The sequence below is a fragment of the Streptomyces sp. NPDC127197 genome, assembly GCF_042672405.1.
GTDB classification, from domain to species: Bacteria; Actinomycetota; Actinomycetes; order Streptomycetales; family Streptomycetaceae; genus Streptomyces; species Streptomyces flavusporus.
Genome location: NZ_JBHXVG010000001.1, coordinates 35,002 through 59,935, shown reverse-complemented (window position 1 = coordinate 59,935; position 24,934 = coordinate 35,002). Strand labels below are relative to the sequence as shown.

Here is a 24,934-nt window from a genome sequence, read left to right as displayed (position 1 = left end):
CTGGCGGTCCACCTCATGGCGCGGCCGCGCGCCGCCGGGCACGCTGGCCCATGTGACCGAGAATTTCCCCGCGTCGAGCCCGGCGCCCGCCGACCGCGACGACCACCGCGTGCCGCCGCCCCGCTTCGCCTACGACGTGCACACCTGGAAGGAGATCGCGCATCTCCTGGCCAATCTGCCGATGTCGCTGCTGGGCTTCGTCTATGTGGCGACGGCGCTGTTCACCAGCGCCTTCCTGACCGTCACGGTGATCGGGTTCCCGCTGCTCGCGGCGGCACTGATGGGCGCGCGGCAGCTGGGCAAGCTGGAGCGGGCACGGGCCAGGAAGCTGCTCGGGGTGCGGGTGGACGAGCCGAGTCCGCTGTCGTTGCGGGGCGGCGGAGGGTTCCTCCCCCGGCTGTGGATGATGCTGAAGGACCCGGTGGGCTGGCGGACCGTCCTGTACGACTTCATGCGGCTGCCCTGGGGCATTCTCACCTTCGTCATCACGCTGACCTCGCTGTTCGTGCTGTGGCCGGTGCTGCCGTTCATAGCCCGCGGGCTGGCCAACGCGGACCGGGCGATGGTGCGCGGGCTGCTGTCGCCCTCCGACGAGCTGGAGCGGCGGATCGCCGAGCTGGAGTCGGACCGGGGGGTCGTGGTCGACACGGCCGCCGCCGATCTGCGCCGCATCGAGCGTGACCTGCACGACGGTGCGCAGGCCCGCCTGGTGAACCTGGCGATGGGGCTCGGTCTGGCCAAGGAGAAGCTGCTGGAGGGCCAGGCCGACGAACTGGTGGCGGCCATGGTCGAGGAGGCGCACGGCGAGGTGAAGCTGGCGCTGCAGGAGCTGCGGGACCTGGCGCGCGGGATCCATCCGGCGGTCCTCACCGACCGCGGCCTGGACGCGGCGCTCTCCGCGGTCGCCTCGCGCTGCACGGTGCCGGTGAAGGTGACCGTCGACCTGGAGGCGCGGCCGGCCGAGGCCATCGAGGGCATCGCCTACTTCACCGTCTCGGAGCTGTTGCAGAACGTCAGCAAGCACAGCGGGGCCACGTCCGCCTCCGTCGACGTGTGGCGGACGGAGGAACGGCTGCTCATACAGGTGGGGGACAACGGCCGCGGGGGTGCACGCCTCGACGGCGGTACGGGGATGCGGGGGCTCGCCGAGCGGCTGGACGCCGTCGACGGTCTGTTCGTCATCGAGTCGCCGCGGGGCGGGCCGACGCTGATCACGGCCGAGCTGCCCTGGCGCGACCGGCAGCCGCGGCGCGCGTAGGCGCGGGCGCGGAAGGTAGGGAAAACCCCCCCTTCGAGACGCCGACGGACTCCATGGTCCGCTCGCCCGCCGCCCAGCAGGGTGGAGATACGACGGCACGACCGCCGCAGAGGCACAACGAGCAGGACGAGGAGACGGGGAGCAGGCCGATGGCCACGGAGTACGGACAGGGGTACGGATCCCACAGCGGGCGGTCCGGCCTGGGCTTGGGGGGCGACGTCGAGCGGCGGCATCGGCTGCCGGCCGGGTTGCGGGCGCCGTTCGAGGCGCGCAGCTGGCGTGAGTTCGCGTATGTGCTGCTGAGCCTGCCGATGGGCGTGCTGATGTTCACGTATGCCGTCACGATGCTCGCGCTCGGTGCGGGGCTGCTGGTGACGTTCCTCGGCATTCCGGTGCTGGCGGCGGGGCTCGCGGGGTGCCGGGGGCTCGGGGCGCTGGAGCGGGCGCGGGCGCGCGGACTGCTCGGGCTGGAGGTGGCCGACCCGGAGCCGCTGCGGGTGCGCAAGAACGGCCTGATGGGGTGGATCGGCGCCGTCCTGAAGAGCGGCACGTCGTGGCGGCATCTGCTGTACGCGGTGCTGCACTTCCCGTGGGCGGTGTTCTCCTTCGTCGTCGCGGTGAACTTCTGGGCGTACGGCTGGGCGCTGCTGACGTATCCGCTGTGGTTCTGGCTGTTCCCCGTGTACGGCGGGCAGGACGGTCTCCAGCTGTACGGCGACGAGACGCATCACGTCTATCTCGACAACCCGTTCGAGATCACGGTGACGGCGTTGGTGGGGCTGCTGTTCACGCTGGCCACGCCGTGGATCGTGCGGGCGTTGACCCTGGTGGACCGGCTGCTGGTGCACGGGCTGCTCGGGCCGTCGCGGCTGGCGACGCGGGTGGTGGAGCTGGAGTCCGACCGGGGCGTCGTCGTCGACACGGCGGCGGCGGATCTGCGGCGCATCGAGCGCGATCTGCATGACGGGGCGCAGGCCCGGCTGGTGGCGCTGGCGATGGATCTGGGGTTGGCGAAGGAGAAGCTGAGCCAGGATCCGCAGGCGGCGGCCCAGATGGTGGACGAGGCGCACGGTGAGGTGAAGATGGCGCTGCAGGAGCTGCGGGACCTGGCGCGCGGGATTCATCCGGCGGTCCTCACCGACCGCGGCCTGGACGCGGCGCTCTCCGCGGTCGCCTCGCGGTGCACGGTACCGGTGCAGGTGGAGGTGGACCTGGCGTCACGGCCAGCGCCGGCGATCGAGGGGATCGCGTACTTCACGGTGTCGGAACTGCTGCAGAACATCAGCAGGCATGCGCGGGCGACCTGGGCGGCGGTGGATGTGTGGCGGTCGGAGGACCGGCTGATGCTGCAGGTCATGGACAACGGCATGGGCGGAGCCGATGCCGGTGCGGGCGGGGGGTCCGGGCTGGCCGGGCTGGCGGAGCGGCTGGACGCCGTGGACGGGATCCTCGTGGTGGACTCGCCGCCCGGCGGGCCCACCCGGATCACCGCGGAACTCCCTTGGCGGGGGTGAGCGCCCGACCTCCCTCCCCGGTGCGATCCCGCCCCCGTCCAAAAGCTGGAATGCTTGACTGGTCGTGCGGGCCGAGTCGGGCAATGGGGGGCCGAGGATCGTGGAGGACAGGGTGCGGGTGGTCATCGCCGAGGACTCGGTGCTGCTCAGGGAGGGCCTGACCCGGTTGCTGACCGACCGTGGGCACCAGGTCGTCGCCGGAGTCGGGGACGCGGAGGCGTTGATCAAGACCATCACGGATCTGAACGCCGAGGGGACCCTGCCGGATGTCGTGGTGGCCGATGTGCGGATGCCGCCGACGCACACCGACGAGGGCGTCCGGGCCGCGGTGCAGCTGCGGAAGGAGCATCCCGGGCTCGGTGTGCTCGTGCTGTCGCAGTACGTGGAGGAGCGCTACGCCACCGAACTGCTGGCCGGATCCAGCCGGGGGGTCGGGTACCTGCTGAAGGACCGGGTGGCCGAGGTGCGGGAGTTCGTGGACGCGGTGGTGCGGGTCGCCGAGGGGGGCACCGCCCTCGACCCGGAGGTCGTGGCGCAGCTGCTCGGGCGCAGTCGTAAGCAGGATGTGCTCGCCGGGCTCACCCCGAGGGAGCGTGAGGTGCTGGGGCTGATGGCCGAGGGGCGGACCAACTCGGCCATCGCCAAGCAGCTGGTGGTGAGCGACGGCGCCGTCGAGAAGCACGTCAGCAACATCTTCCTGAAACTGGGCCTGTCCCCGAGCGAGGGGGATCACCGGCGGGTTCTGGCTGTCCTGACGTACTTGAATTCCTGACGAGTACGGTTCGAGCCGCGCATCCAATAGGGCTCGAGCCACGTCTTAAGCGGTGTTCTTCATGCGAATGACCGAGGGAAGGCGACCCGTGCCGACGTAGGGTTGATCCTGGGAGAGCTCACGGGAGGGCCACTCCCCGACAGCCGCCTCGAAGGAGGTCCAGTTCAGTGACGAGCCAGGTCAGTAGCCAAGCGGAACAGGCCGACGGAGCCGTCGTGGGAGAGCAGCGCAAAGCGGCCGGCGTCAAGGACGTCCGCCGTCTCGACCGGGTGATCATCAGGTTCGCGGGGGACTCGGGTGACGGTATGCAGCTCACCGGTGACCGCTTCACCTCGGAGACGGCGTCCTTCGGCAACGACCTGTCGACCCTGCCGAACTTCCCTGCCGAGATCCGGGCGCCCGCCGGGACCCTGCCGGGGGTGTCGTCCTTCCAGCTCCACTTCGCCGACCACGACATCCTCACCCCCGGTGACGCGCCGAACGTGCTGGTGGCGATGAACCCGGCGGCCCTGAAGGCCAACGTCGACGACCTGCCGCGCGGCGCGGAGATCATCGTCAACACGGACGAGTTCACCAAACGGGCGATGCAGAAGGTCGGGTATGCGACCAGCCCGCTCGAGGACGGCTCGCTCGACGGGTACAACCTGCATCCGGTGCCGTTGACCACGCTCACCGTCGAGGCGCTGAAGGAGTTCGACCTCACCCGGAAGGAGGCCGAGCGCAGCAAGAACATGTTCGCCCTCGGCCTGCTGTCCTGGATGTACCACCGGCCCACCGAGGGCACCGAGAAGTTCCTGCGGTCCAAGTTCGCGAAGAAGCCCGACATCGCGAGCGCCAACATCGCCGCGTTCCGCGCGGGCTGGAACTTCGGTGAGACGACCGAGGACTTCGCCGTCTCCTACGAGGTCGCACCGGCCGTCAAGGCGTTCCCGGTCGGCACGTACCGCAACATCTCCGGGAACCTGGCCCTGTCCTACGGTCTGATCGCCGCGAGCAAGCAGGCCGATCTGCCGCTCTTCCTCGGCTCGTACCCGATCACCCCGGCCTCGGACATCCTGCACGAGCTCAGCAAGCACAAGAACTTCGGGGTGCGGACCTTCCAGGCCGAGGACGAGATCGCGGGCATCGGCGCGGCGCTGGGCGCGGCCTTCGGCGGTTCGCTCGCCGTGACCACGACGTCGGGTCCGGGTGTGGCACTCAAGAGCGAGACCATCGGGCTCGCGGTCTCGCTGGAGCTGCCGCTGCTGGTCGTCGACATCCAGCGCGGCGGGCCGTCGACCGGACTGCCGACGAAGACCGAGCAGGCCGACCTGCTGCAGGCGATGTTCGGACGCAACGGCGAGGCGCCGGTGCCGGTGATCGCGCCCCGCACCCCCGCCGACTGCTTCGACGCCGCCCTCGAAGCGGCCCGGATCGCCCTGACGTACCGCACCCCGGTGTTCCTGCTGAGCGACGGCTACCTCGCCAACGGCTCCGAACCCTGGCGCATCCCGGAGCTGGACGAGCTGCCCGACCTCGGGGTCCAGTTCGCGCAGGGCCCGAACCACACCCTGGACGACGGCAGCGAGGTCTTCTGGCCGTACAAGCGGGACCCGCAGACCCTGGCCCGCCCGTGGGCGATCCCGGGCACGCCGGGTCTGGAGCACCGCATCGGCGGCATCGAGAAGCAGGACGGCACCGGCAACATCTCCTACGACCCCGCCAACCACGACTTCATGGTCCGCACCCGTCAGGCCAAGGTCGACGGCATCGACGTGCCGGACCTCGAGGTCGACGACCCGCACGAGGCGGACACGCTGGTGCTGGGCTGGGGGTCGACGTACGGGCCGATCACGGCCGCGGTCCGCCGTCTGCGCACCGCCGGCAAGTCGGTCGCGCAGGCCCATCTGCGCCACCTCAACCCCTTCCCCCGGAATCTCGGGGCGGTGCTGCAGCGTTACGACAAGGTGGTGATCCCCGAGATGAACCTCGGTCAGCTCGCCACGCTGATCCGGGCGAAGTACCTGGTCGACGCCCACTCGTACAACCAGGTCAACGGGATGCCGTTCAAGGCAGAACAGCTCGCCACGGCGCTCAAGGAGGCCATCGATGGCTGAGACGTCCACGGAAGGCACGGGCACGATCGAGGCGCTTTCGCTCGTGCCCAAGGCCGAGGCCAGGCAGTCCATGAAGGACTTCAAGTCCGATCAGGAAGTGCGCTGGTGCCCCGGCTGCGGTGACTACGCGATCCTCGCCGCCGTGCAGGGCTTCATGCCCGAGCTGGGCCTGGCGAAGGAGAACATCGTCTTCGTCTCGGGCATCGGCTGCTCCTCCCGCTTCCCGTACTACATGAACACCTACGGGATGCACTCCATCCACGGCCGCGCCCCCGCGATCGCCACCGGACTCGCCTCCTCCCGGCGCGATCTGAGCGTGTGGGTCGTCACCGGTGACGGCGACGCGCTGTCGATCGGCGGAAACCACCTGATCCACGCCCTGCGCCGCAACGTCAACCTCAAGATCCTGCTGTTCAACAACCGGATCTACGGCCTGACCAAGGGCCAGTACTCCCCCACCTCCGAGGTCGGCAAGATCACCAAGTCGACGCCGATGGGGTCGCTGGACGCGCCCTTCAACCCGGTGTCGCTGGCCCTCGGCGCGGAGGCGTCGTTCGTGGCGCGGACCGTCGACTCCGACCGCAAGCACCTCACCGAGGTACTGCGCCAGGCCGCGGCCCACCCGGGCACGGCCCTGATCGAGATCTACCAGAACTGCAACATCTTCAACGACGGCGCGTTCGACGCCCTGAAGGACAAGCAGCAGGCCGAGGAGGCGGTGATCCGGCTTGAGCATGGGCAGCCGATCCGTTTCGGCCGGGACAACGCGCGTGGTGTCGTACGGGACCAGCAGACCGGCGACCTCAAGGTCGTCACGGTGACGCCGGAGAACGAGGACCAGGTGCTCGTGCACGACGCCCGTTCCGACTCCCCGACCACCGCCTTCGCGCTGAGCAGGCTCGCCGACCCCGACACCCTGCACAACACACCCATCGGCGTCTTCCGCGCCGTCGACCGGCCGGTCTACGACACGCAGATGGCCGACCAGCTCGACACGGCCATCGAGCAGAACGGCAAGGGCGACCTGGCCGCACTGCTGGCCGGCGGCGACACCTGGACGGTCGTCGGCTGAGCACCGTATGAGCGCAGGGGCCCGGGTCTCAGACCCGGGCCTCGTCGTATGCCTGCCGCGCCTTCGCCACGTCGTCCATCCGCTTCTGTGTCCACAGCGCCAGTCCCTGCACCTGCTCCGCCGCCTCGCGGCCGATCTCGGTCAGGGAGTAGTCGACGCGCGGCGGGATCACCGGCTTGGCGTCCCGGTGCACCATGCCGTCCCGCTCCAGGGTCTGCAGCGTCTGGGTGAGCATCTTCTCGCTGACCGGGCGAACCACGCTGATCGCCCGGCGCAGCTCGCTGAACCGGTGCGGGCGCTCCAGGAGACGTATCAGCACCAGCACGCCCCAGCGGCTGGTGACGTGCTCCAGGACCAGGCGATACGGGCACATCGTCTCGCCGTCGGGCTTCCAGTCGCTTGCCGTTCCACTCTCCACCATGCAGGTACCTTACTTCAAAGTGGGTACTTTCCAATAGTTAGCGCAGTTCCTAGGGTGAGTGCCATACCAACCCGTACTCATCCGTACACAGGAGTTACCTCATGAGCATCGTCGTCACCGGAGCCACCGGAAAGCTCGGCCGGCACGTCATCGAGCAGTTGCTGGAGAAGGTTCCGGCCGACCAGGTCGTCGCCGTCGTCCGTGACGAGGCCAAGGCCGCCGACTTCGCGGCCCGTGGCGTACGGCTGGCGGTCGCGGACTACAACGCACCCGAGACCTTCGACGGGCTGTTCTCCGCCGACGACAAGGTGCTGCTGATCTCCGGCAACGAGTTCGACAAGGGCCGCGTCGGCCAACACAAGGTCGTCATCGACGCCGCCAAGGCCGCCGGTGTCGCGCTGCTCGCCTACACCAGCGCCCCCAGCAGCCTCACCGCCGCCCTTGCCGACGACCACCGCGGCACGGAGGAGGCGGTACTGGCGTCCGGCGTGCCGTACGCGCTGCTGCGCAACGGCTGGTACCACGAGAACTACACGGAGAACCTCGCCCCGGTACTGGAGCACAACGCGGTCGTCGCCGCCGCCGGTGCGGGCCGGGTCTCCTCCGCCTCCCGCGCCGACTACGCGGCCGCCGCGGTTGCCGTGCTGACCGGCGAGGAGCACGAGAACAAGACGTACGAGCTGGGCGGCGACGAGGCGTGGAGCTTCGCCGAGTACGCGGCCGAGCTGAGCCGGCAGACCGGCAAGGAGATCGTCTACAACGCGGTCACGACCGAGGCGCTCACCGGCATCCTGACCGGCGCCGGCCTGCCCGAGCCGCTGGCCGCGATCCTCGCGGGCGTGGACGCCTCCATCGAGAAGGGCGAGTTGGTCGTGTCGACCGGCGACCTGTCCCGCCTGGCCGGCCGTCCGACCACCCCGCTCTCCGAGGCCGTCGCCGCCGCACTCAAGGGCTGAACCGGCACAGCAGACCCCGTCCGTCATGACCGTATAGCGATACGGGCATGACAGGCGGGGTTGCTCGGCGCTACCTTCGTTCAGGCGAGGCTGACGCACGAAGGAGGAGCAGGTGGCCGGGAAGTCCAGGGGCGAGCAGCGCATAGGTCTGCTGAACGGCTTCGCGGCATACGGGATGTGGGGGCTGTTCCCCCTCTTCTTCCCCCTGCTGAAGCCCGCCGGGCCGTTCGAGGTCCTCGCCCACCGGATGGTGTGGTCCTTCGTCGTCGTCGCCGCGGCGCTTGTCGTCGTACGACGGTGGAGGTGGGCCGGCGAACTGCTGCAGCAGCCACGCCGCCTCGGGCTCATCGCGGTCGCCGCGGCAGTCATCGCCGTCAACTGGGGCGTCTACATCTGGGCCGTGAACAACGACCGGGTCGTCGAGGCCTCCCTCGGGTACTTCATCAACCCCCTCGTCACCATCGCGATGGGCGTGCTGCTCCTGAAGGAGCGGCTGCGGCCCGTGCAGTGGGCGGCGGTCGGGATCGGCTTCGCGGCGGTCCTCGTCCTCACCGTCGGCTACGGCCGGCCGCCGTGGATCTCCCTCATCCTCGCCTTCTCCTTCGCCACGTACGGCCTGGTGAAGAAGAAGGTCAACCTCGGCGGCCTGGAGTCGCTGGCCGCCGAGACCGCGATCCAGTTCCTGCCGGCGCTGGCCTATCTGCTGTGGCTGACGGCCGACGGCGGCTCCACGTTCGCCGCCGAGGGCGCGGGGCACGCGGCGCTGCTCGCCGCGACCGGTGTCGTCACCGCACTCCCGCTGGTCTGCTTCGGCGCGGCCGCGATCCGCGTGCCCCTGTCCACGCTGGGGCTGTTGCAGTATCTGGCCCCCGTGTTCCAGTTCCTGCTCGGCGTCCTCTACTTCCGCGAGGCCATGCCGCCCGAGCGCTGGGCCGGGTTCGCGCTGGTCTGGCTGGCGCTCACGCTGCTCACCTGGGACGCGCTGCGCACCGCGCGCCGGACGGCCCGGACGCTCATGGCCGAGACCAGGGTGCCCAGCACCACCATCGCGACGGGCACTGTCAGCGCCGTACGGAACGCGGAGAGCGTCGCCTCCGGGCCAGAACCGCTGGACGCCAAGCCGTAGACCGCGGTCACCGCGGAGATCCCGATCGCGGACCCGAACTGGGTGGCGGTGTTCAGCAGCCCACCGGCCAGCCCCTGCTCCTCCTCCGCGACCCCGTCCGTCGCCGCGATGGTCAGCGGCCCGTACGCCAGGGCGAACGCCGTGCCCGCCAGGATCAGCGTCGGGAACATCGCGGCGTACGACCAGTCCAGGCCGAGCGGCAGGAACAGCCCGTAGGCGACGACCGCCAGCACGAAGCCGCCGAGGATCACGCGGACGTTGCCGTAGCGGGCGACCAGCTTCGGGGTGAGCGTCGGGGCGAGCACGGCGTCGCAGCCGAGGACGACCAGCGCGACCGCGGTCTGGAGGGACGACCAGCCGCGCAGCTCCTGCAGATACAGCGTGACGACGAACTGGAAGCCGAAGAAGGCCCCGACGAAGAGCAGCGCCCCGAGGTCGGCCCGCACCACGGACCCCTTGCGCAGGATGCCCAGCCGGACCAGCGGGGCGGCGGCCCGCCGCTCGACGGCGACGAAGGCGCCGCCCAGCGCCGCCGCGGCGAGCACAGCGAGGGCGGTCAGCGGCCAGTCGTGCAGACCGTGTTCCAGGCGTACGACGGCGTAGGCGGCCAGCAGCATGGCGCCGGCGGCGGTGACCGCGCCGAGCAGATCGAAGCCGCCGCGCACCCGCGGGGCACCGTCCGCCGCGGGCACCAGCCGCACCGCCGCGACCAGCAGCGCCCCCGCCAGCAGCACCGGCGCGAAGAACACCCACCGCCAGCCGAGCTGGGTGAGCAGTCCGCCGATGACCAGGCCCAGCGAGAAGCCGCCGGCCGCCGTGCCCGCGAAGACCAGCAGGGCCTTGTTGCGCTGCGGGCCCTCCTCGTACGACGTGGTGATCAGCGACAGCGCGGCCGGGGTCATGAACGCCGCGGCGACACCGGTGACGAAGCGGGCGACGACCAGCATCCAGCCGTCGGTCGCGAATCCGCCGAGCCCGGAGAAGAGGAGGAAGACGGTCAGCCAGGTCAGGAACATCCGGCGGCGGCCGAGCAGGTCGGCGGCCCGACCGCCGAGCAGGGTGAAGCCGGCGTAGCCGAGGACGTAGGCGCTCATCACCCAGGCCGCCGTTCCCGTCGACAGGCCCAGTTCGGACCGGATGGTGGGGATCGCGACCGCCATCATGGCGACGTCGATGCCCTCCAGGAAGATCGTTCCGCACAGCACGAGCAGCAGGGCCCAGGCGCGGGTGCCCATGGGGGACTCCTCAGGTAGGCGCAGACAGGGTCGGTTACGGAACTGTGGGTCGGTTCCCTCTTGTAACCACAGCCAGCCTGCGGCAGCATCGACAGACATGGAAGTAGGCACTTCGAAGTCACCGAGTAACTGCGCGAGCACCGTGGACTACGGCGACGCCGACCCCTTCCAGTGGGACGCCCGGGAGGGCTGCGAGGTACGGCAGATCCTCGACCGCGTCGCCGACAAGTGGTCCCTGCTGGTGATCGCCCTGCTGGAGAACCGCCGGCTGCGCTTCACCGAGCTGCGCCGGGAGATCGACGGTGTCAGCCAGCGGATGCTGACGGTCACCCTGCGCCAGCTGGAACGCGACGGCCTGGTCCGCCGCACCGTGCACCCGGTCGTACCGCCCCGGGTCGACTACGAACTCACCCCACTGGGCGGCACACTGCACGCCACGATCCAGTCGCTGGTCAGATGGACCGAGGACCACCAGCGGGAGATCGCCGCGGCACGGGCGGCATACGACGCACGAGAGGCCGGGGCCGAGACCGAGAAGGAGCTCAGGGTTTCATGACCGACACGCCATCAGCGCCGGCACCCATGCACTGGAAGCTCGTCATCGACTGCCACGACCCGCACGCCCAGGCCGACTTCTGGGCCGCCGCGATCGGTTACGAGGTCGAGGACAACAGCGCCCTGATCGAGCGGCTGCTGCAGCTGGGCGCCCTGCCCGTCGCCGCCACCGTCGACTTCCACGGCCGCCCCGCCTTCCGGGACCTGGTCGCCGTACGGCATCCGGAGGACCCGGTCGAAGAGGAGAACGGCACCGGGCTGGGACGGCGGCTGCTGTTCCAGCGCGTCGCCGAGCCCAAGTCCGGCAAGAACCGGCTCCACCTGGACCTGCACCCCGCTCAGGGGCAGCGGGCCGACGAGGTGGAGCGGCTGCGCGGGCTGGGGGCCAGTGTGCTGCGCGAGGTGAAGGAACCCAGCGGGGAGTGGGTCGTGATGCAGGACCCGGAGGGGAACGAGTTCTGCGTGCACTAGGAACTGGTGTCCCTCTGCATCACGCTCCGGTTGCCCGTCCCGCCCGGTTCGCCAGGCGGCCCATGCGGGCTCGGGCGGACTCCAGTTCCTCGATGTCGTCGGCGGCCGGGCCGCCCTCGGTGACCAGCTCGGTCCACAGGCCGATCAGGTCCCGCCCCAGCTCCAGCCCGAGCGCGGGGTCGCGTACGGCCCGCCAGGCGGTGTCCGCGCTCTGGATGTTGCCGTAGGCGGCCTCCGCGTCCCGCAGGCGGCGGTGGATGTGCACCACGTCGAGGGAGAGGCGGAAGGACCGGACCGGTTCGGCCGCCAAGTAGGCGACGTACGCGGTGAGTTCGCGCAGCCGGAGCAGCTCGGGGTGGTCCGGCGCCAGCGTCGCCGACGCCTCCGCCAGGGTCTGCTCGGCCAGCTCCGCCGCGGCGTCGATCCGGCCCGCCTTCACGGCCTCGCCGATCCGGGCGATCGGCTCGACGAGGACGGCGGGAGCGGGGTCGTTGTGCTCCTCGGCGTTCTCGGCGTTCCCAGGGTTCCCGGGTGCGTCACCGAGGATGGCCTCGGCGACGGCGTCGAAGCCCCGGGGCGGGGTCGGCTTCGGGTCGGGGTCCGACGCCGACGATGCAAACGACTCCGGGTGCGGCTTGGCATCCATCACCGGCGGCGGACCGAACTCGCCCGTCGGCGCGGCGACCGCCGAACCGGGGACGGCGCCCTCGGGCATCGCCCGCAGCGGAAAGGTGGGCACCGCATCACCCAAGGGCTGAGGCTCCGTCACCGCTCGCTGCGGGAACGTCGGCGCCGCCTCCCCCGACGGCGACGACTCCGGCACGGCCCGCATCCGGAACGTCGGCGCGGAGCCGGCCTGCGGCTCGGCGGGGGTGCGGAACACCTGCGTGGGGCGGTCGGAGGCGGGGGGCTGCGGGGGGTGCGGTGGGGCCGTCGGTGCCGGGTCCGGTGAGGGGTGCGGCGGCACGGGTGCGGGCTCCTGCGAGGGCTGCGGCTCCGCCGCCCCCGTCCGCACCGGCTCCCCTGTGTACCGGCTGGAGCCGTCCGGGTGGACCTGGAGGGGGACGACGTAGCCGATGCGTTCGTCGTGGACTCTGGCGAGGACGGGTCGCCCGGTGGCGAGGGCGACGCGGTGGAGGTGGTTCAGGACGGCGTGCTGGAGTTCCTCACCCGGCACGGCGACGACCGGGACACCGCCGATCGAGGCGTTGCCGGCGCCCGGCACGTGAACGTCGATCGCCGACACCGCAGAGGCGGCCTGGTGCTGCTGTTCCCGCTTCTTCTCGCGGCTGAGTCGAGACATCCGTTCCCTCACTCGCTGGCGTCCGCACGTCGGCGAACCCGTACTTCCGAGTCTCGCCGCTCCCCCACGGCGCTCGCGTCACCGGCGCGTCACAGGCTCGTCCCAAGAACGGGTACCCCCGTCACTCAGCCGTCCACCGAGCGGCGAAGATCGATGAGGTGACGACGGAGAGGAGCGGGCATGCGGACGGGCGCGCAGCAGGGGCCGGAGATCTGGATCCGGGGACCGGTGGCCGAACCGGAACCCGCCCGCACCTCCGGTACGGTCCGGCGTTTCTCCTGGGTCGGCACGCACGGCGGGTCGGGAGTCACCACGCTGGCCGCGGTCTACGGCGGGCAGGACTGCGGGCGTGACTGGCCCGGCCCCGGTGATCCGCCCTCGGTGCTGCTCGTCGCCCGGACGCACGCGACGGGGCTGGCGGCCGTCCTGCACACCCTGGAGATCTTCCGGCGCGGCGAGGCTCCGGCCGGGCTGGACCTGGACGCCGTCGTGCTGGTCGCGGACGCGCCGGGGCGGCTGCCGCGACCGCTGGCACAGCAGGTCAAGCTCATCGAGTCGGTCGTCGACGTGTACCGCGTGCCCTGGGTGCAGTCCTGGCGTCTGGGCGATCTGAGCGGGCGCCCGCCCCGTGAGACCGAGGCGCTGGCCCGGCTGACGGGGGCGGCTCGCTGATCCCCCGTGGGTTGCTACGCGGTGACGTCCTTCGTCGTGAACCGTGCCCAGGCCGCCGAGCCGAACACGGCCGCGTACAGGCCCTGGAGGCCGAGGTTGCGCACCAGGTCGTCCCAGTAGACCGGTTCGCGCATCAGGTCGGCGAAGGACAGCCAGTAGTGGGAGAAGAAATACGGGTGGATCGCATGCAGTTGGGGGATCTGGTCGAGGATCTGGACGGTGATCAGCAGCCCGACCGTCGTCGCCATCGCCGCGATGCCGCTGTTGGTCAGCGTCGAGACGAACAGCCCGAGCGCCGCGATCCCGATCAGTGACACGGCGACGACCAGGGCGATCAGCAGTGCCCGGCCCAGTCCCTCGGCGAAGCTGATCCGCGTACCGGAGATGGTCGTCAGGTCGCCGAGCGGGAAGAGCAGCGCGCCGACCGTCAGTGCCGAGACGGCGACGACGAGGGTGGCCGCCAGGCAGAAGGCCATCGTGGTCGCGTACTTGGTGAGCAGCAGGCGGGTACGGCCGGCGGGGGCGACCAGGAGGTAGCGCAGGGTTCCGGCGTTCGCCTCGCCGGCGATCGCGTCGCCCGCGACGACGCCGACGGCCATCGGCAGGAAGAACGGGAGGGTCGCGGCGAGGGCGGTGAAGACGAGGAACAGTCCGTTGTTGGTGATCTGCGTGATGAACGCCGGGCCCCCGCCGCCCTCCGGGCCGCCTGAGCCGCCCAGCGTCGAGCCGTCGCTCGTCTCGATCTTCACGGCGATGCCGACCAGGACCGGGACGGCGGCGAGCACACCGAGCAGCGCGAGCGTGCGCCAGCGCCGGAAGGTGATGACGAGTTCGCTGCGCAGCAGACCGAAGGTCCACAGCGGGCTGCGGCGGGAGCCGATGGCCTCAACCTGCGACATCGAAGCCCTCCCCCGTCAGCGCCACGAACGCGTCCTCCAGGGAGGCCCGTTCCACCCCGAAACCGCGTACCCGCACCCCGGCCGCCACCAACGCGGCGTTCAGGTCGGCGAGTTCCCCGTCCGGAGGTTCACCGGTCACCCGGTCCTCCTCGACGATGACGTCCGCGACCCCGCGTTCCTTCAGCACCCGCGCCGCGTCGCCGGTGTCCGGCGTGGTCACCACCAGCCGGCCCCGGATGCCCGCCGCCAGGTCCGTCACCGCGCCCTGGGTGATCAGCCGGCCCTGCGCCATCACCGCGGCGTGCGTGCACACCTGCTCGATCTCGTCGAGGAGATGGGAGGACAGGAACACGGTGGTGCCCTCGGAGGCCAGCTCCCGTATCAGGGCGCGGATCTCGCGCATGCCCTGCGGGTCGAGCCCGTTGGTCGGTTCGTCGAGGACGAGCAGGCGGCGGGGCTGGAGCAGCGCGGCTGCGAGTCCGAGCCGCTGCTTCATGCCCAGGGAGTACGCCTTCGCCTTCTTGCCGGCGGCCGCCGCGAGCCCGACCCGGTCCAGCGCCGCGGCGACGCGGGTCCGCCGGGTGCGCGGATCGGCGGCGGGGTCGGCGGAGTCGTAGCGCAGGAGGTTGTCGCGGCCGGAGAGGAAGCCGTACAGGGCGGGGCCCTCGATGAGGGCGCCCACGTGCGGGAGCACGGCGCGCGTGGCCCGGGGCATGGGCCGCCCCAGCACGTGCGCCGTGCCCGACGTGGGCTCGATCAGGCCCATCAGCATGCGGATGGTGGTGGTCTTGCCGGAGCCGTTGGGGCCGAGGAAGCCGAAGACGCTGCCCGCCGGGACGGTCAGATCGAGCCCGTCGACGGCGAGCTGTCCGCCGCGGTAGCGCTTGGTCAGGGCGCGGGTGTGGATGACGCTGTCACCCGCGCCCTGCTCTGCCGTGGCGGACGATTCGCCCATCGTCTCCCCGATTCGTCGTGCGCGTACGGTACTTACTGCCCCTTCCGTACGGTACTCACTGCCCGGAGTCGGCCGCCTTCACCAGCGCGTCCTTGGTGACCGCACCGACGTAGACCTTGCCGTCGTCCGTGATCAGGGCGTTGACCAGACGGGTCTTGAAGACCGTGCCCGAGCCGAACTTGCCCTTCACCTCGTCGCCGAGCGAGCCCAGGAAGCTGCCCATGTCGCCGCCGGCGGCGTCGGAGGGCATGCCGCCCTCGGCGCCGGTGTCGAGGACGGCGACGGAGTTCCAGCCCTCGCCGATGACGTTCAGCCCGTCGAGGCCCTTGCCGAGGTCCTCCTCGGACTTCCGCTCGTGCTCCGGCGCCGCCTCCAGGCTGTCGCCCTCGGTCACCTTCGCACCCTTGGGCGGGGTGAAGTCGAAGGTCGACGCGGCCGGCCTGGCGAAGCTGACCTGCGTGAAGCCCGCGTCCACCACGGCGGCACCGCCGCTCGCCGGAGTCAGCGTGAACTTCAGCGGCAGCCCGGTCTCCGCGTCCACCGCCACGCTGATCGCGCCCACCGTGGAACCGGACTGCTTCGGCTTGATGAGCAGCTTGTACGCGTCGCGGCCGGCCACCTGCGCGGTGCCGTCGACGGTCACGGACGTCGTGTCGTCCACCGCCTTCAGGGCCTGATCGGTGAGGTCCTTGGGCGTGGCCGGCACCTCCTCCGACGCCTTGCCGTCCGCGGCCTCGGTGGCAGTGCCGTGGTAGACCTCGTTGGACGCGCTGTCGTAGCCCCACACGTCCTTGCCGTTGTGGATCAGGCTGTACTCGGCGGCGTTCTCCAGCAGCGACAGCTTCTGCTTGTCCGGGCCGTCGGCGGCGACGCGCAGCGTGTGCGTGCCGGACGCCAGCTCGGTCAGCTTGGCCGACGGGTCGGCCGCGGAGCCCTCACCGTCCGAGGGGGTTGCGCCGGACGTCAGCCCGCTCTCCAGGCCGCCCAGGTCGGGCAGTCCCAGATCGGTGCTGATCTTCACCGTGCCGGACAGCTGCTGTACGTCCGACTCGGCGATCTTCTCGATGAGTTGCTGTGCGCTGATCTCCGGCAGGTCGGGGCTGCCGGAGTCGGCGATCGCGGGAACGAGCCCGATGGTCCCCGCAGCCACCCCCAGGACCGCCGCCGGGACGACGTACCGCGCGGCCTTGCGCCGCCGCGCCGCGCGCAGCTCTTCGGCCTGCGCCGCGGTCGTGCTGTCGTCGGATTCGTACGGTGCCATGTGTGCCTTACCTCCGTCGTCGGCGGCGGCTGTCCGTCACTTCGCGTCCTCGCACTCGTCCACCCTGAGCCGCCATTCTCACCCGAATCGGTGAGGAGTGGTGTGTTCCGTGGTCTCCATCTGACCAAACCGGATGCGAAGAAGCGTCAGACCGCGGGCTCAACTCCGTGTACTGCTGCGGTATGACACAAGCGAGCGGCGCCTCCCCCGACCCGTAGGGGTCGTAGGGGAGGCGCCACCTCGATACCGGGTTCCGGCGATCCGCCGAACAGGCCCCGCGATTCCGGCATGATCCGCCGGTCGGGTCCTATCCCGCGCGGTGCACCACCGCGTCGCACAGTTCGATGAGCGCCGCCTTGGCATCGCACTCCCGCAGCGGCGCAAGCGCCGACCGCGCATCCTCCGCGTACCGCACGGTGTCCCGTCGCGCCTGCTCCAGCGCGGGGTGCGCGCGCAGCGCGGCCAGCGCCTGCGCATGCCGGGCGTCGTCCGTCAGGTCGGAGTCCAGCAGCTCGCACAGGGCGATGTCCTCGGCCAGCCCCAGCCGGGCCGCGCGCTCGCGCAGCCGCAGCACGGGCAGGGTCGCGATGCCCTCCCGCAGATCCGTCCCCGGCGTCTTCCCGGACTCGTGGGAGTCGGACGCGATGTCCAGCACGTCGTCGGCGAGCTGGAAGGCGACGCCCAGCCGTTCGCCGTACTGCGTCAGGACGTTCACGAGCGACTCGTCGGCGCCCGACATCATCGCGCCGAAGCGGCACGAGACCGCCACCAGCGACCCCGTCTTGCCGGCCAGTACGTCCAGGTAGTGCTCGACCGGGTCGCGCCCGTCCGACGGCCCCGCCGTCTCCAGGATCTGACCGGTGACCAGCCGTTCGAACGCCTCCGCCTGCACCCGCACCGCCTCCGGCCCGAGGTCGGCCAGGATGTGCGAGGCACGGGCGAAGAGGAAGTCGCCGGTGAGGACCGCGACCGAGTTGCCCCAGCGGGCGTTCGCGCTCGCTACCCCGCGCCGTACCTCCGCCTCGTCCATCACGTCGTCGTGGTACAGCGTCGCGAGGTGGGTCAGCTCCACGACCACGGCCGAGGGCACGACCCCGGGCGCGTAGGGGTCACCGAACTGCGCGGCGAGCATCACCAGCAGCGGGCGGAACCGCTTGCCTCCGGCCCGCACCAGGTGCTGCGCGGCCTCCGTGATGAACGGGACCTCACTCTTGGTTGCTTCGAGCAACCCTTCCTCGACAGCCGCCAATCCGGCCTGGACATCGGCTTCCAGAGCCTGGTCCCGCACGCTCAGCCCGAACGGCCCGACGACGGTCACGAGGGGTCTCCTGTCTGCTGGTGTCTACCGGCGGTTACGCGGTTTGTCGATACGTCGCTGCCTTCACTCAAGTCAGCGTATCCGGTCACGTTTCGATCACCGAGGGCGCCCGGGGTTACAGGCCGGGCTGTATCGGATCACGAGCGGTATGTTTTCGATCAGTTGATACGAGCAGTTATTTATCGACTTAAGTCGAATAGGTGAGCTTTGTCCCGTATCACCCTCGCCGCACCGTCTCACTCCGGCCATTCGGGTGACCTCGACACACACCCGTACACCCCCGCACCCTTCCCCTACGAGGCGACCCTGACCCCCAATGGGGTGATTTGCACAGAAGGTGGAGAGGTTCTCTTCCATCGCATTCGGGAGAAGCGCATCCCACGCACAGCCGATTGATAGGCACTTGAGCTCATTGCCCGATTTGCCACTCTTGCACCCGCGCGTGATGTGACTCACCTTCACCTGTCCACAGGTTTCACACAGTCAGCGACCATCCGGCTTTCCAGGCTGGCGAGTTGAGCCTTGGCACACGCAAAGGATCAAGCTGACAAAACACCCCAGATGAAGATCAAACAGCATGTTGCGTGAACCCGCTACTTGTTTCCGACATGTGCTCTCGCATACGTTCCGGGCCAGTCGGGCGGACGCCGAATCCTGCCGCCGCCCGATACCACCGATGACGAGACCACTCACGCACGGCAGGAGCGGGGGACCCAGGTAAGTCGCCGGGCCGGACGTCGTACGACGCACCGGAACGGCTTGGGGTGAAGTTGCGCTCGCAAGGGCGCGGCCGGGCACCTCCCAGCCCGAACCCGACAGCTCACCTCGCAGGCGAAGGAGAGGAACAAGCCCATGCCTGCAAACGGTCAGCTCTGCCGCACCCGTACCGCCCGCATAGCCCGCAAGCTCGCGGTCGCCGGCACCGGCGCGGCCGTGCTCGCCCTGCCGCTCATCGGTGCGAGCACCGCATCGGCCGCCACCCCCGCCGCGGTGACCGCGAAGACCGCCACCACGGCGTACTCCGACAACCTCGACGGCTGGATCCGCGAGTCGCTCGCCATCATGGCGCAGCACGGAATCCCGGGCTCCTACAACGGCATCTACCGCAACGTCATGCGCGAGTCGTCCGGCAACCCGGCCGCCATCAACAACTGGGACTCCAACGCGGCCAAGGGCACCCCGTCCAAGGGCCTGCTCCAGGTCATCGACCCGACCTTCGCCGCTTACCACGTGCCCGGCACGGCCTACGACCCGTTCGACCCGGTCGCCAACATCACCGCCGCCTGCAACTACGCGGCCGACCGCTACGGCTCGATCGACAACGTCTTCGGCGCCTACTGAGCCCTTCGCGCCTACTGAACCTTCGTACCCACCGAGGGCCTGCGCCCGCCGAGCCGCTGCGGGCGCCGGTCCTCGGTGAGGAGCTGTTCGAGGACGACGGCGATGCCGTCGTCCTCGTTCGAGAGGGTGATCTCGTCGGCCACCGCCTTCAGTTCGGGGTGCGCGTTGGCCATGGCGACGCCGTGGGCGGCCCAGTCGAACATCGGGATGTCGTTGGGCATGTCTCCGAAGGCGATGGTGTCCTCGGGGCGCAGCCCCAGATGCCGGGCCGCCAGCGCCAACCCCGTCGCCTTGGTGATGCCGGACGGCTGAAGCTCGACCGTCCCGGGCCCCGACATGGTGACCGTCGCGAGCGAACCCACCACCGAGCGGGCCACCGACGCCAACTCGTCGTCGGACAGGGCGGGATGGCGCAGCAGCACCTTGCTGATGGGCTCGCACCACAGGTCGGCACGCCGGCCGACCCGTACCGCCGGCAACGTCGGGTGCGGCATCCGATACCCCGGCTCGATGAGCGTCAGGCCGTCGACGCCGTCCTGGTCGACGGCCGCATACACCGTGCCGACCTCCGCCTCGATCTTGCCGAGCGCGGTCTCGGCCAGTTCCCGGTCCAGGGTGACCGACCACAGCAGACGGTCCACGCCGGCGTCGTACAGCTGCGCGCCCTGCCCGCACACCGCGAGTCCCCCGCCACCCAGGAACTTCAGCAGCGGCCGCACCCTGGGCGCCGGCCGTCCCGTCACCACCAGATGCCGGGCACCGGCCGCCGAGACCCGCGCGAGCGCGGTGAGCGACCGGTCGGAGACCGTGTCGTCGCCGCGCAGCAGCGTTCCGTCCAGGTCGGTGGCGATGAGGGCGTACGAGGTGCGCTCGGCATATGCGATGGGTGCGGCCATGATCAGAGAATACGGACACCGCGCCCACGCCGTTCATCCCCAACTCCCTTCCACGCCCCCACATTTCAGCGGTCCGGCCCCTCGCGCCGGCCGTCGGGCGGACGAAGGCGCGTTGCGGATGGCGGGTCACGGACAGCGTGACGAGGTCACGGGTATGCACGACTCCCCCATTCCGAACATTGCGGACCCTTTGCGTGCTTAAGTCACTGCCCAAGACGGCCGCCGCAGCCGTAACGTGTGCCGCGACCGCATGGACCGTACGTACGAAAGTGAGGCAGCACCCCGATGCCCCCCTTCGATGTCCCCGAGGGCGACCCCTTCGGTCCGCACAACCTTCCGTACGGCGTCTTCTCACCCGCCGGGTCCACCGAACGCACCGTCGGCGTCCGTCTCGGCGACCACGTCCTGGACGCCGGCGCGGCAGCACTGGCACTCGGCTCCCCGTATGCCACCCTGCTGGCCCGGCCCACCCTGAACACACTGCTCGCCGCCGGCCGCACCGCCTGGTCGGACGTCCGGCGCGCGCTGACCGCCTGGGTGACGGTGCCGTCCCACCGCGAAACCCTCGCGCCCCTGATGCACCCCCTCTCCTCGGTGACCCTGCACCTGCCCTTCGAGGTCGCGGACTACGTCGACTTCTACGCCTCCGAGAACCACGCCCGGAACGTCGGCCAGATCTTCCGCCCCGACGCGGCCGACTCACTCACCCCCAACTGGAAGCATCTGCCGATCGGTTACCACGGCCGCTCCGGCACGGTCGTCGTCTCCGGCACGGATGTCATCCGCCCCTCCGGCCAGCGCAAGGCCCCGACCGACCCCACGCCCGTCTTCGGGCCGTCCGCCCGCCTGGACATCGAGGCGGAAGTCGGCTTCGTCGTCGGCACCCCGTCCCCGCTGGGCCGACCCGTTCCGCTGGCCGGCTTCCGCGACCACGTCTTCGGTCTGTGCCTCCTCAACGACTGGTCCGCGCGCGACATCCAGGCCTGGGAGTACGTCCCCCTCGGCCCCTTCCTCGGCAAGTCCTTCGCCACGTCGGTGTCGGCCTGGATCACCCCGCTGGACGCGCTGGACGAGGCACGGGTGGCCCCACCGCAGCGCACCCATCCCCTCCTTCCGTACCTGGACGACACGGACGACGAACCCGGCGGCTACGACCTGCGCATCTCCGTCGCTCTCAACGGTCACGTCATCTCGGAACCCCCTTTCTCCACCATGTACTGGACGGCCGCCCAGCAACTCGCCCACATGACCGTCAACGGCGCATCCCTGCGCACCGGCGACCTGTACGGCTCGGGCACGGTGAGCGGCCCGACCGAACGCGAACGCGGCTCCCTCCTCGAACTGACCTGGAACGGCCGGAACCCGCTCGAACTCCCCGACGGCAAGCGGACGTTCCTGGAGGACGGGGATGTCGTGACACTGTCGGCCTGGGCACCGGGCGCGGGCAGGGTCCGGGTGGGGTTGGGGGAGGTGAGCGGGAGGGTCGTCGCGGGCTGAGCTGCCGGGTGGTGCGAGGCGAGCTTTTCGGGCAAGCGCCGGTCGGGCGCTGACGCGGGATGCCCGGCGCCGTCATACTGGCGGTGGGTGGTGTGCGCGAGGCGGGACGCGGGACGCGGTCGGCAGGCGCGGCCGCTGCCCCCACCGCACGACCCGAGCCGCCCTCACTCCCGACCAGGATCCGGAGCCCGTGGCATGACCGTCTGCCTGCTCCTGCTGAGCGTCGTCGCCCTGACGGCCGCCGTACCGGCCCCCCGTGCGCTGACCCGGGCCGCGTGGCCCGAACGGGAGCCCGTGGTCGGGCTGTGGGTATGGCAGTGCCTGGTCGCCACCGTCCTGCTGTGCTGTCTGGCCGCCCTTCTGCTGGGCACGGCCGCCGTCTTCCAGACCGTCCGCGACCAGGTCTTCGCCCCCGCACCGCCCCATGTCACCGCGGCGTACGACCTCTCCGCCGCGCCTCCCTGGGCCGCTGCGCTCACCCTGCTGCTGGCCTGCGGTGCCGCCTGGACCACCGCGATGCTCGCCCGGGAGCTGGTCGAGGCCCGGCGGCGCCGCACCCAGGCCCGCACCCACCTGCGCGAACGCGCCCCCGACCTGCCCGCCGGCCTCCCAGCCGCCCGCGGCCCGCTGCTCGTCCTGGAGGACGAGTACCCCGATGCCTGGTGGCTGCCGGGCCACCCGCCCCAGCTGGTCGTCACCACCGGCGCCCTGCACCGCCTCACCGACCACCAGCTGGACGCCGTCCTCACCCACGAACGCGGACACGCCCGCGCTCACCACGACTGGCTGCTGCACCTGTCGACCGCCCTTGCCACCGGCTTCCCCCGCGTTCCACTGTTCGCCCACTTCTGCGACCAGACCCGCCGTCTGGTCGAACTCGCCGCCGACGACACCGCCTCCCGCCGCTGCGGCCACCTCACCACCGCCCTGGCGCTGATCGAGCTGAACCAGCACCGCGGAGTCCTGTCCTGCGCCTCCAGCCACCGCCTCCTCGGCGAACGCGTGGACCGCCTCTTGCAACCCCCGCCCCGCCTTGGCCGCCGCCACCGTGCCCTGACGACCACGGTGGCCGCCCTGGTCCCCCTGGTGCCGCTCCTGATCACGTTCGCCCCGGGCCTGACGGCGTTGGGGTAAAGGCGCAGAGGGATGGTGGACGGCACCCCAAGCCCTGTCCAGCGGTCCGCCTATATCCAGTCGTCCGGCTCCGGCCCCTCGGGCGGCTCCGGCCAGTCGTCCGGCCCGCCCTGATCGGCCGCGGTTCCCGGAACCGGCAGTGCACCTGCGTCGGCCTGCCCGGCCGGGGCACCGGGCGGCCCCTCCAGGGACGCGAGCACCCCGAGAACGCCCTCCCCGTACGTCGCCAGCTTCTTCTCACCGACCCCGCTGATGCCTCCGAGCTCCGCGATCGACGTCGGCCACGCCGTGGTGATCTCCCGAAGCGTGGCGTCGTGGAAGATGACGTACGCCGGGACGCCCTGCTCCCGGGCCTGTTCTGCGCGCCAGGCGCGCAGGGCCTCGAAGGCCGGCAGCAGTGCCTCGGGCAGCTCGGCGGCCGCAACCTTGGGCTTGCCCGCGCCGCGCCCCGCCGAAGACGCCGACGCCGACCGCGAGGTCACCGGCTTCTTCGGCTCCTTGCGCAGCGGCACCTCCCGCTCCCGCCGCAGCACCGAACCGCTGGCCTCGGTCAGCACCAGCGTGCCGTACTCCCCCTCGACCGCGAGCAGCCCCTGCGCCAGCAACTGCCGGATGACGCCCCGCCACTCGCCCTCGGTCAGCTCCTCGCCGATGCCGAACACGGAGAGCTGATCGTGGTCGAACTGGATGACCTTGCCGGTGCGCTTCCCCAGCAGGATGTCGACAATCTGCACCGCGCCGAACTTCTGCCCCCGCTCCCGCTGCAGCCGCACCACCGTCGACAGCACCTTCTGCGCCGCGATGGTGCCGTCCCAGGTCTCGGGCGGAGTGAGGCAGGTGTCGCAGTTGCCGCAGCCCGCCGGATCCGGGTCCTGGCCGAAGTAGGCGAGCAGCTGGCCGCGGCGGCACTGGGCGGTCTCGCACAGCGCGAGCATCGCGTCCAGGTGCGCGGCGGCCCGGCGCCGGAACGCCTCGTCGCCCTCGCCCGACTGGATCAGCTTGCGCTGCTGTATGACGTCGTTGAGTCCGTACGCCATCCATGCCGTCGACGGCAGACCGTCACGCCCCGCGCGGCCGGTCTCCTGGTAGTACCCCTCGACCGACTTGGGCAGATCCAGGTGGGCGACGAACCGCACGTCCGGCTTGTCGATGCCCATCCCGAAGGCAATGGTCGCCACCACGACGAGGCCCTCCTCCCGCAGGAAGCGGGACTGGTGCGCCGCGCGCGTGCCCGCGTCCAGGCCCGCGTGGTACGGCACCGCCTCGATGCCGTTTCGGGTGAGGAACTCGGCCGTCTTCTCCACCGAGTTGCGCGAAAGGCAGTAGACGATGCCCGCATCGCCGGCGTGCTCCTCACGCAGGAGGCTCAGCAGCTGCTTCTTGGGGTCCGCCTTCGGCACGATCCGGTACTGGATGTTGGGCCGGTCGAAGCTCGCCACGAAGTGCCGGGCCGTCGGCATGTTCAGCCGCTGGGTGATCTCCTGATGCGTCGCATGCGTGGCCGTCGCCGTGAGCGCGAGGCGCGGCACGTCGGGCCAGCGCTCGCCGAGCAGCGACAGCGCCAGATAGTCGGGGCGGAAGTCGTGGCCCCACTGCGACACGCAGTGCGCCTCGTCGATCGCGAAGACGGAGATCTTGCCGCGCGAGAGCAGATCCAGCGTGGACTCAAGACGCAGTCGCTCCGGCGCCAGGTAGAGCAGATCGAGCTCACCGGCCAGGAACTCGGCCTCCACCACCCGGCGCTCGTCGAAGTCCTGCGTGGAGTTCATGAACCCGGCTCGCACGCCCAGCGCCCGCAGCGCGTCCACCTGGTCCTGCATCAACGCGATCAACGGGGAGACGATGATGCCCGTACCCGGTCTGACCAGGGCCGGGATCTGATAGCAGAGCGACTTGCCGCCACCGGTCGGCATAAGCACGACGGCGTCACCGCCGGCCACGACATGCTCGATGACCGCTTCCTGCTCACCGCGGAAGGCCTCGTACCCGAAAACCCTGTGGAGCGCTGCCAACGCCTCGCTCTCGGCTACCGCCGCCATTCCACCGATCCCGCCTGTCCCACCCATCGCCGTGCCCCCGTACGTCGCATCTCGACCACTGCGTCCACGATAGGCGCCCGGACTGACACCGTCGGAGTTATCCACAGGCTTGCCCTCACTCCTCTCCGTGTCCTTCCGATAAC

21 protein-coding genes, 1 pseudogene and 1 riboswitch are annotated in these 24,934 nt (G+C 70.7%); of the genes and pseudogenes, 13 read left to right on the top strand and 9 right to left on the bottom strand.

Features of this window, described 5'->3' with window-relative positions; all coding sequences use genetic code 11:
- Positions 1-52 precede the first annotated feature (52 nt).
- The 5 genes from ACFVJQ_RS00285 (at position 53) to ACFVJQ_RS00265 (ending at position 6,712) form a co-directional block, all read left to right on the top strand.
- Positions 53-1,258, top strand: coding sequence for a sensor histidine kinase (locus tag ACFVJQ_RS00285; RefSeq protein WP_385779789.1), 1,206 nt, complete (start codon positions 53-55; stop codon positions 1,256-1,258).
- A gap of 149 nt (positions 1,259-1,407) precedes the next feature.
- A complete protein-coding gene (locus ACFVJQ_RS00280) occupies positions 1,408-2,772 on the top strand; it encodes a sensor histidine kinase (RefSeq protein ID WP_385779786.1) in 1,365 nt (454 codons plus the stop codon).
- Between the two features lie 112 nt (positions 2,773-2,884).
- Positions 2,885-3,544: a response regulator transcription factor gene (locus ACFVJQ_RS00275; RefSeq protein ID WP_276322832.1), complete on the top strand. Its 660-nt coding sequence runs from the start codon at positions 2,885-2,887 to the stop codon at positions 3,542-3,544.
- A 167-nt stretch (positions 3,545-3,711) separates the two neighbouring features.
- A complete protein-coding gene (locus ACFVJQ_RS00270) occupies positions 3,712-5,640 on the top strand; it encodes a 2-oxoacid:acceptor oxidoreductase subunit alpha (protein ID WP_385512477.1) in 1,929 nt (642 codons plus the stop codon).
- Complete coding sequence (locus ACFVJQ_RS00265) at positions 5,633-6,712, top strand: 2-oxoacid:ferredoxin oxidoreductase subunit beta (RefSeq protein WP_385512479.1); 1,080 nt, start codon at positions 5,633-5,635, stop codon at positions 6,710-6,712. The genes ACFVJQ_RS00270 and ACFVJQ_RS00265 overlap by 8 nt, the downstream gene beginning before the upstream one ends.
- 28 nt (positions 6,713-6,740) lie before the next feature.
- Here the strand turns inward: ACFVJQ_RS00265 and ACFVJQ_RS00260 are convergent, their stop codons facing one another.
- Positions 6,741-7,133, bottom strand: a complete 393-nt coding sequence (locus ACFVJQ_RS00260) for a winged helix-turn-helix transcriptional regulator (RefSeq protein ID WP_385512481.1) — start codon at positions 7,131-7,133, stop codon at positions 6,741-6,743.
- Between the two features lie 101 nt (positions 7,134-7,234).
- On the opposite strand from ACFVJQ_RS00260, the gene ACFVJQ_RS00255 reads away from it, so the two are divergent.
- Both ACFVJQ_RS00255 and rarD read left to right on the top strand, forming a co-directional pair.
- Positions 7,235-8,089, top strand: a complete 855-nt coding sequence (locus ACFVJQ_RS00255) for an NAD(P)H-binding protein (RefSeq protein WP_385779783.1) — start codon at positions 7,235-7,237, stop codon at positions 8,087-8,089.
- A gap of 112 nt (positions 8,090-8,201) precedes the next feature.
- Entirely contained in the window at positions 8,202-9,215 is a 1,014-nt protein-coding gene (gene rarD / locus ACFVJQ_RS00250; RefSeq protein ID WP_385779780.1) for an EamA family transporter RarD, read from the top strand.
- 80 nt (positions 9,216-9,295) lie between these two features.
- Here the strand turns inward: rarD and ACFVJQ_RS00245 are convergent.
- A pseudogene (locus ACFVJQ_RS00245) lies at positions 9,296-10,375 on the bottom strand (MFS transporter); the annotation flags it as partial.
- Between the two features lie 172 nt (positions 10,376-10,547).
- On the opposite strand from ACFVJQ_RS00245, the gene ACFVJQ_RS00240 reads away from it, so the two are divergent.
- Both ACFVJQ_RS00240 and ACFVJQ_RS00235 read left to right on the top strand, forming a co-directional pair.
- The gene (locus tag ACFVJQ_RS00240; protein ID WP_385512486.1) at positions 10,548-11,006 is read left to right on the top strand and encodes a winged helix-turn-helix transcriptional regulator; all 459 of its coding nucleotides are present in this window, start codon (positions 10,548-10,550) and stop codon (positions 11,004-11,006) included.
- A complete protein-coding gene (locus tag ACFVJQ_RS00235) occupies positions 11,003-11,476 on the top strand; it encodes a VOC family protein (protein ID WP_385779777.1) in 474 nt (157 codons plus the stop codon). The genes ACFVJQ_RS00240 and ACFVJQ_RS00235 overlap by 4 nt, the downstream gene beginning before the upstream one ends.
- A 19-nt stretch (positions 11,477-11,495) precedes the next feature.
- On the opposite strand, the gene ACFVJQ_RS00230 is transcribed toward ACFVJQ_RS00235, so the two are convergent.
- Positions 11,496-12,779, bottom strand: a complete 1,284-nt coding sequence (locus ACFVJQ_RS00230; RefSeq protein WP_385779774.1) for a tetratricopeptide repeat protein — start codon at positions 12,777-12,779, stop codon at positions 11,496-11,498.
- A gap of 180 nt (positions 12,780-12,959) precedes the next feature.
- Between ACFVJQ_RS00230 and ACFVJQ_RS00225 the strand changes: the two genes are divergently transcribed.
- Positions 12,960-13,451: a DUF6668 family protein gene (locus ACFVJQ_RS00225; protein WP_385512491.1), complete on the top strand. Its 492-nt coding sequence runs from the start codon at positions 12,960-12,962 to the stop codon at positions 13,449-13,451.
- A gap of 14 nt (positions 13,452-13,465) precedes the next feature.
- On the opposite strand, the gene ACFVJQ_RS00220 is transcribed toward ACFVJQ_RS00225, so the two are convergent.
- The 4 genes from ACFVJQ_RS00220 to ACFVJQ_RS00205 form a co-directional block, all read right to left on the bottom strand.
- Positions 13,466-14,350 (bottom strand): ABC transporter permease, encoded by an 885-nt coding sequence (locus ACFVJQ_RS00220; protein WP_385512492.1) that lies wholly within the window; start codon positions 14,348-14,350, stop codon positions 13,466-13,468.
- Positions 14,337-15,305 carry an ABC transporter ATP-binding protein gene (locus ACFVJQ_RS00215; RefSeq protein WP_385512494.1) on the bottom strand — a complete coding sequence of 323 codons (969 nt, stop codon included), beginning with the start codon at positions 15,303-15,305 and terminating at the stop codon, positions 14,337-14,339. The genes ACFVJQ_RS00220 and ACFVJQ_RS00215 overlap by 14 nt, the downstream gene beginning before the upstream one ends.
- Before the next feature lie 55 nt (positions 15,306-15,360).
- A complete protein-coding gene (locus ACFVJQ_RS00210) occupies positions 15,361-16,566 on the bottom strand; it encodes an outer membrane lipoprotein carrier protein LolA (protein WP_385512496.1) in 1,206 nt (401 codons plus the stop codon).
- Between the two features lie 307 nt (positions 16,567-16,873).
- Complete coding sequence (locus ACFVJQ_RS00205) at positions 16,874-17,884, bottom strand: polyprenyl synthetase family protein (protein WP_385512497.1); 1,011 nt, start codon at positions 17,882-17,884, stop codon at positions 16,874-16,876.
- Positions 17,885-18,551: 667 nt separating this feature from the next.
- A riboswitch (cyclic di-AMP (ydaO/yuaA leader) is annotated at positions 18,552-18,731 on the top strand.
- A 5-nt stretch (positions 18,732-18,736) separates the two neighbouring features.
- Between ACFVJQ_RS00205 and ACFVJQ_RS00200 the strand changes: the two genes are divergently transcribed.
- Complete coding sequence (locus ACFVJQ_RS00200; RefSeq protein WP_385512499.1) at positions 18,737-19,225, top strand: transglycosylase SLT domain-containing protein; 489 nt, start codon at positions 18,737-18,739, stop codon at positions 19,223-19,225.
- 11 nt (positions 19,226-19,236) lie between these two features.
- Here the strand turns inward: ACFVJQ_RS00200 and ACFVJQ_RS00195 are convergent, their stop codons facing one another.
- On the bottom strand, positions 19,237-20,121 hold the full coding sequence (locus tag ACFVJQ_RS00195) for an HAD family hydrolase (protein WP_385779768.1): 885 nt from the start codon (positions 20,119-20,121) through the stop codon (positions 19,237-19,239).
- A 285-nt stretch (positions 20,122-20,406) separates the two neighbouring features.
- On the opposite strand from ACFVJQ_RS00195, the gene fahA reads away from it, so the two are divergent.
- Together fahA and ACFVJQ_RS00185 are read left to right on the top strand one after the other, a co-directional pair.
- Positions 20,407-21,618: a fumarylacetoacetase gene (gene fahA / locus ACFVJQ_RS00190; protein ID WP_385779765.1), complete on the top strand. Its 1,212-nt coding sequence runs from the start codon at positions 20,407-20,409 to the stop codon at positions 21,616-21,618.
- Between the two features lie 195 nt (positions 21,619-21,813).
- On the top strand, positions 21,814-22,752 hold the full coding sequence (locus ACFVJQ_RS00185) for a M56 family metallopeptidase (protein ID WP_385512504.1): 939 nt from the start codon (positions 21,814-21,816) through the stop codon (positions 22,750-22,752).
- A 50-nt stretch (positions 22,753-22,802) separates the two neighbouring features.
- Here ACFVJQ_RS00185 and recQ read toward each other — a convergent pair whose 3' ends face one another.
- Positions 22,803-24,818, bottom strand: a complete 2,016-nt coding sequence (gene recQ / locus ACFVJQ_RS00180; protein ID WP_385512505.1) for a DNA helicase RecQ — start codon at positions 24,816-24,818, stop codon at positions 22,803-22,805.
- Positions 24,819-24,934 lie beyond the last annotated feature (116 nt).

Bases quoted from the DNA above. Each gene is read 5' to 3' on its own strand.
- ACFVJQ_RS00280 (WP_385779786.1), top strand. From the start codon at position 1,408: ATGGCCACGGAGTACGGACAGGGGTACGGATCCCACAGCGGGCGGTCC.
- ACFVJQ_RS00265 (WP_385512479.1), top strand. From the start codon at position 5,633: ATGGCTGAGACGTCCACGGAAGGCACGGGCACGATCGAGGCGCTTTCG.
- ACFVJQ_RS00260 (WP_385512481.1), bottom strand. From the start codon at position 7,133: ATGGTGGAGAGTGGAACGGCAAGCGACTGGAAGCCCGACGGCGAGACG.
- ACFVJQ_RS00255 (WP_385779783.1), top strand. From the start codon at position 7,235: ATGAGCATCGTCGTCACCGGAGCCACCGGAAAGCTCGGCCGGCACGTC.
- ACFVJQ_RS00240 (WP_385512486.1), top strand. From the start codon at position 10,548: ATGGAAGTAGGCACTTCGAAGTCACCGAGTAACTGCGCGAGCACCGTG.
- ACFVJQ_RS00235 (WP_385779777.1), top strand. From the start codon at position 11,003: ATGACCGACACGCCATCAGCGCCGGCACCCATGCACTGGAAGCTCGTC.
- ACFVJQ_RS00230 (WP_385779774.1), bottom strand. From the start codon at position 12,779: ATGTCTCGACTCAGCCGCGAGAAGAAGCGGGAACAGCAGCACCAGGCC.
- ACFVJQ_RS00225 (WP_385512491.1), top strand. From the start codon at position 12,960: ATGCGGACGGGCGCGCAGCAGGGGCCGGAGATCTGGATCCGGGGACCG.
- ACFVJQ_RS00220 (WP_385512492.1), bottom strand. From the start codon at position 14,350: ATGTCGCAGGTTGAGGCCATCGGCTCCCGCCGCAGCCCGCTGTGGACC.
- ACFVJQ_RS00215 (WP_385512494.1), bottom strand. From the start codon at position 15,305: ATGGGCGAATCGTCCGCCACGGCAGAGCAGGGCGCGGGTGACAGCGTC.
- ACFVJQ_RS00210 (WP_385512496.1), bottom strand. From the start codon at position 16,566: ATGGCACCGTACGAATCCGACGACAGCACGACCGCGGCGCAGGCCGAA.
- ACFVJQ_RS00200 (WP_385512499.1), top strand. From the start codon at position 18,737: ATGCCTGCAAACGGTCAGCTCTGCCGCACCCGTACCGCCCGCATAGCC.
- ACFVJQ_RS00195 (WP_385779768.1), bottom strand. From the start codon at position 20,121: ATGGCCGCACCCATCGCATATGCCGAGCGCACCTCGTACGCCCTCATC.
- fahA (WP_385779765.1), top strand. From the start codon at position 20,407: ATGCCCCCCTTCGATGTCCCCGAGGGCGACCCCTTCGGTCCGCACAAC.
- ACFVJQ_RS00185 (WP_385512504.1), top strand. From the start codon at position 21,814: ATGACCGTCTGCCTGCTCCTGCTGAGCGTCGTCGCCCTGACGGCCGCC.
- recQ (WP_385512505.1), bottom strand. From the start codon at position 24,818: ATGGGTGGGACAGGCGGGATCGGTGGAATGGCGGCGGTAGCCGAGAGC.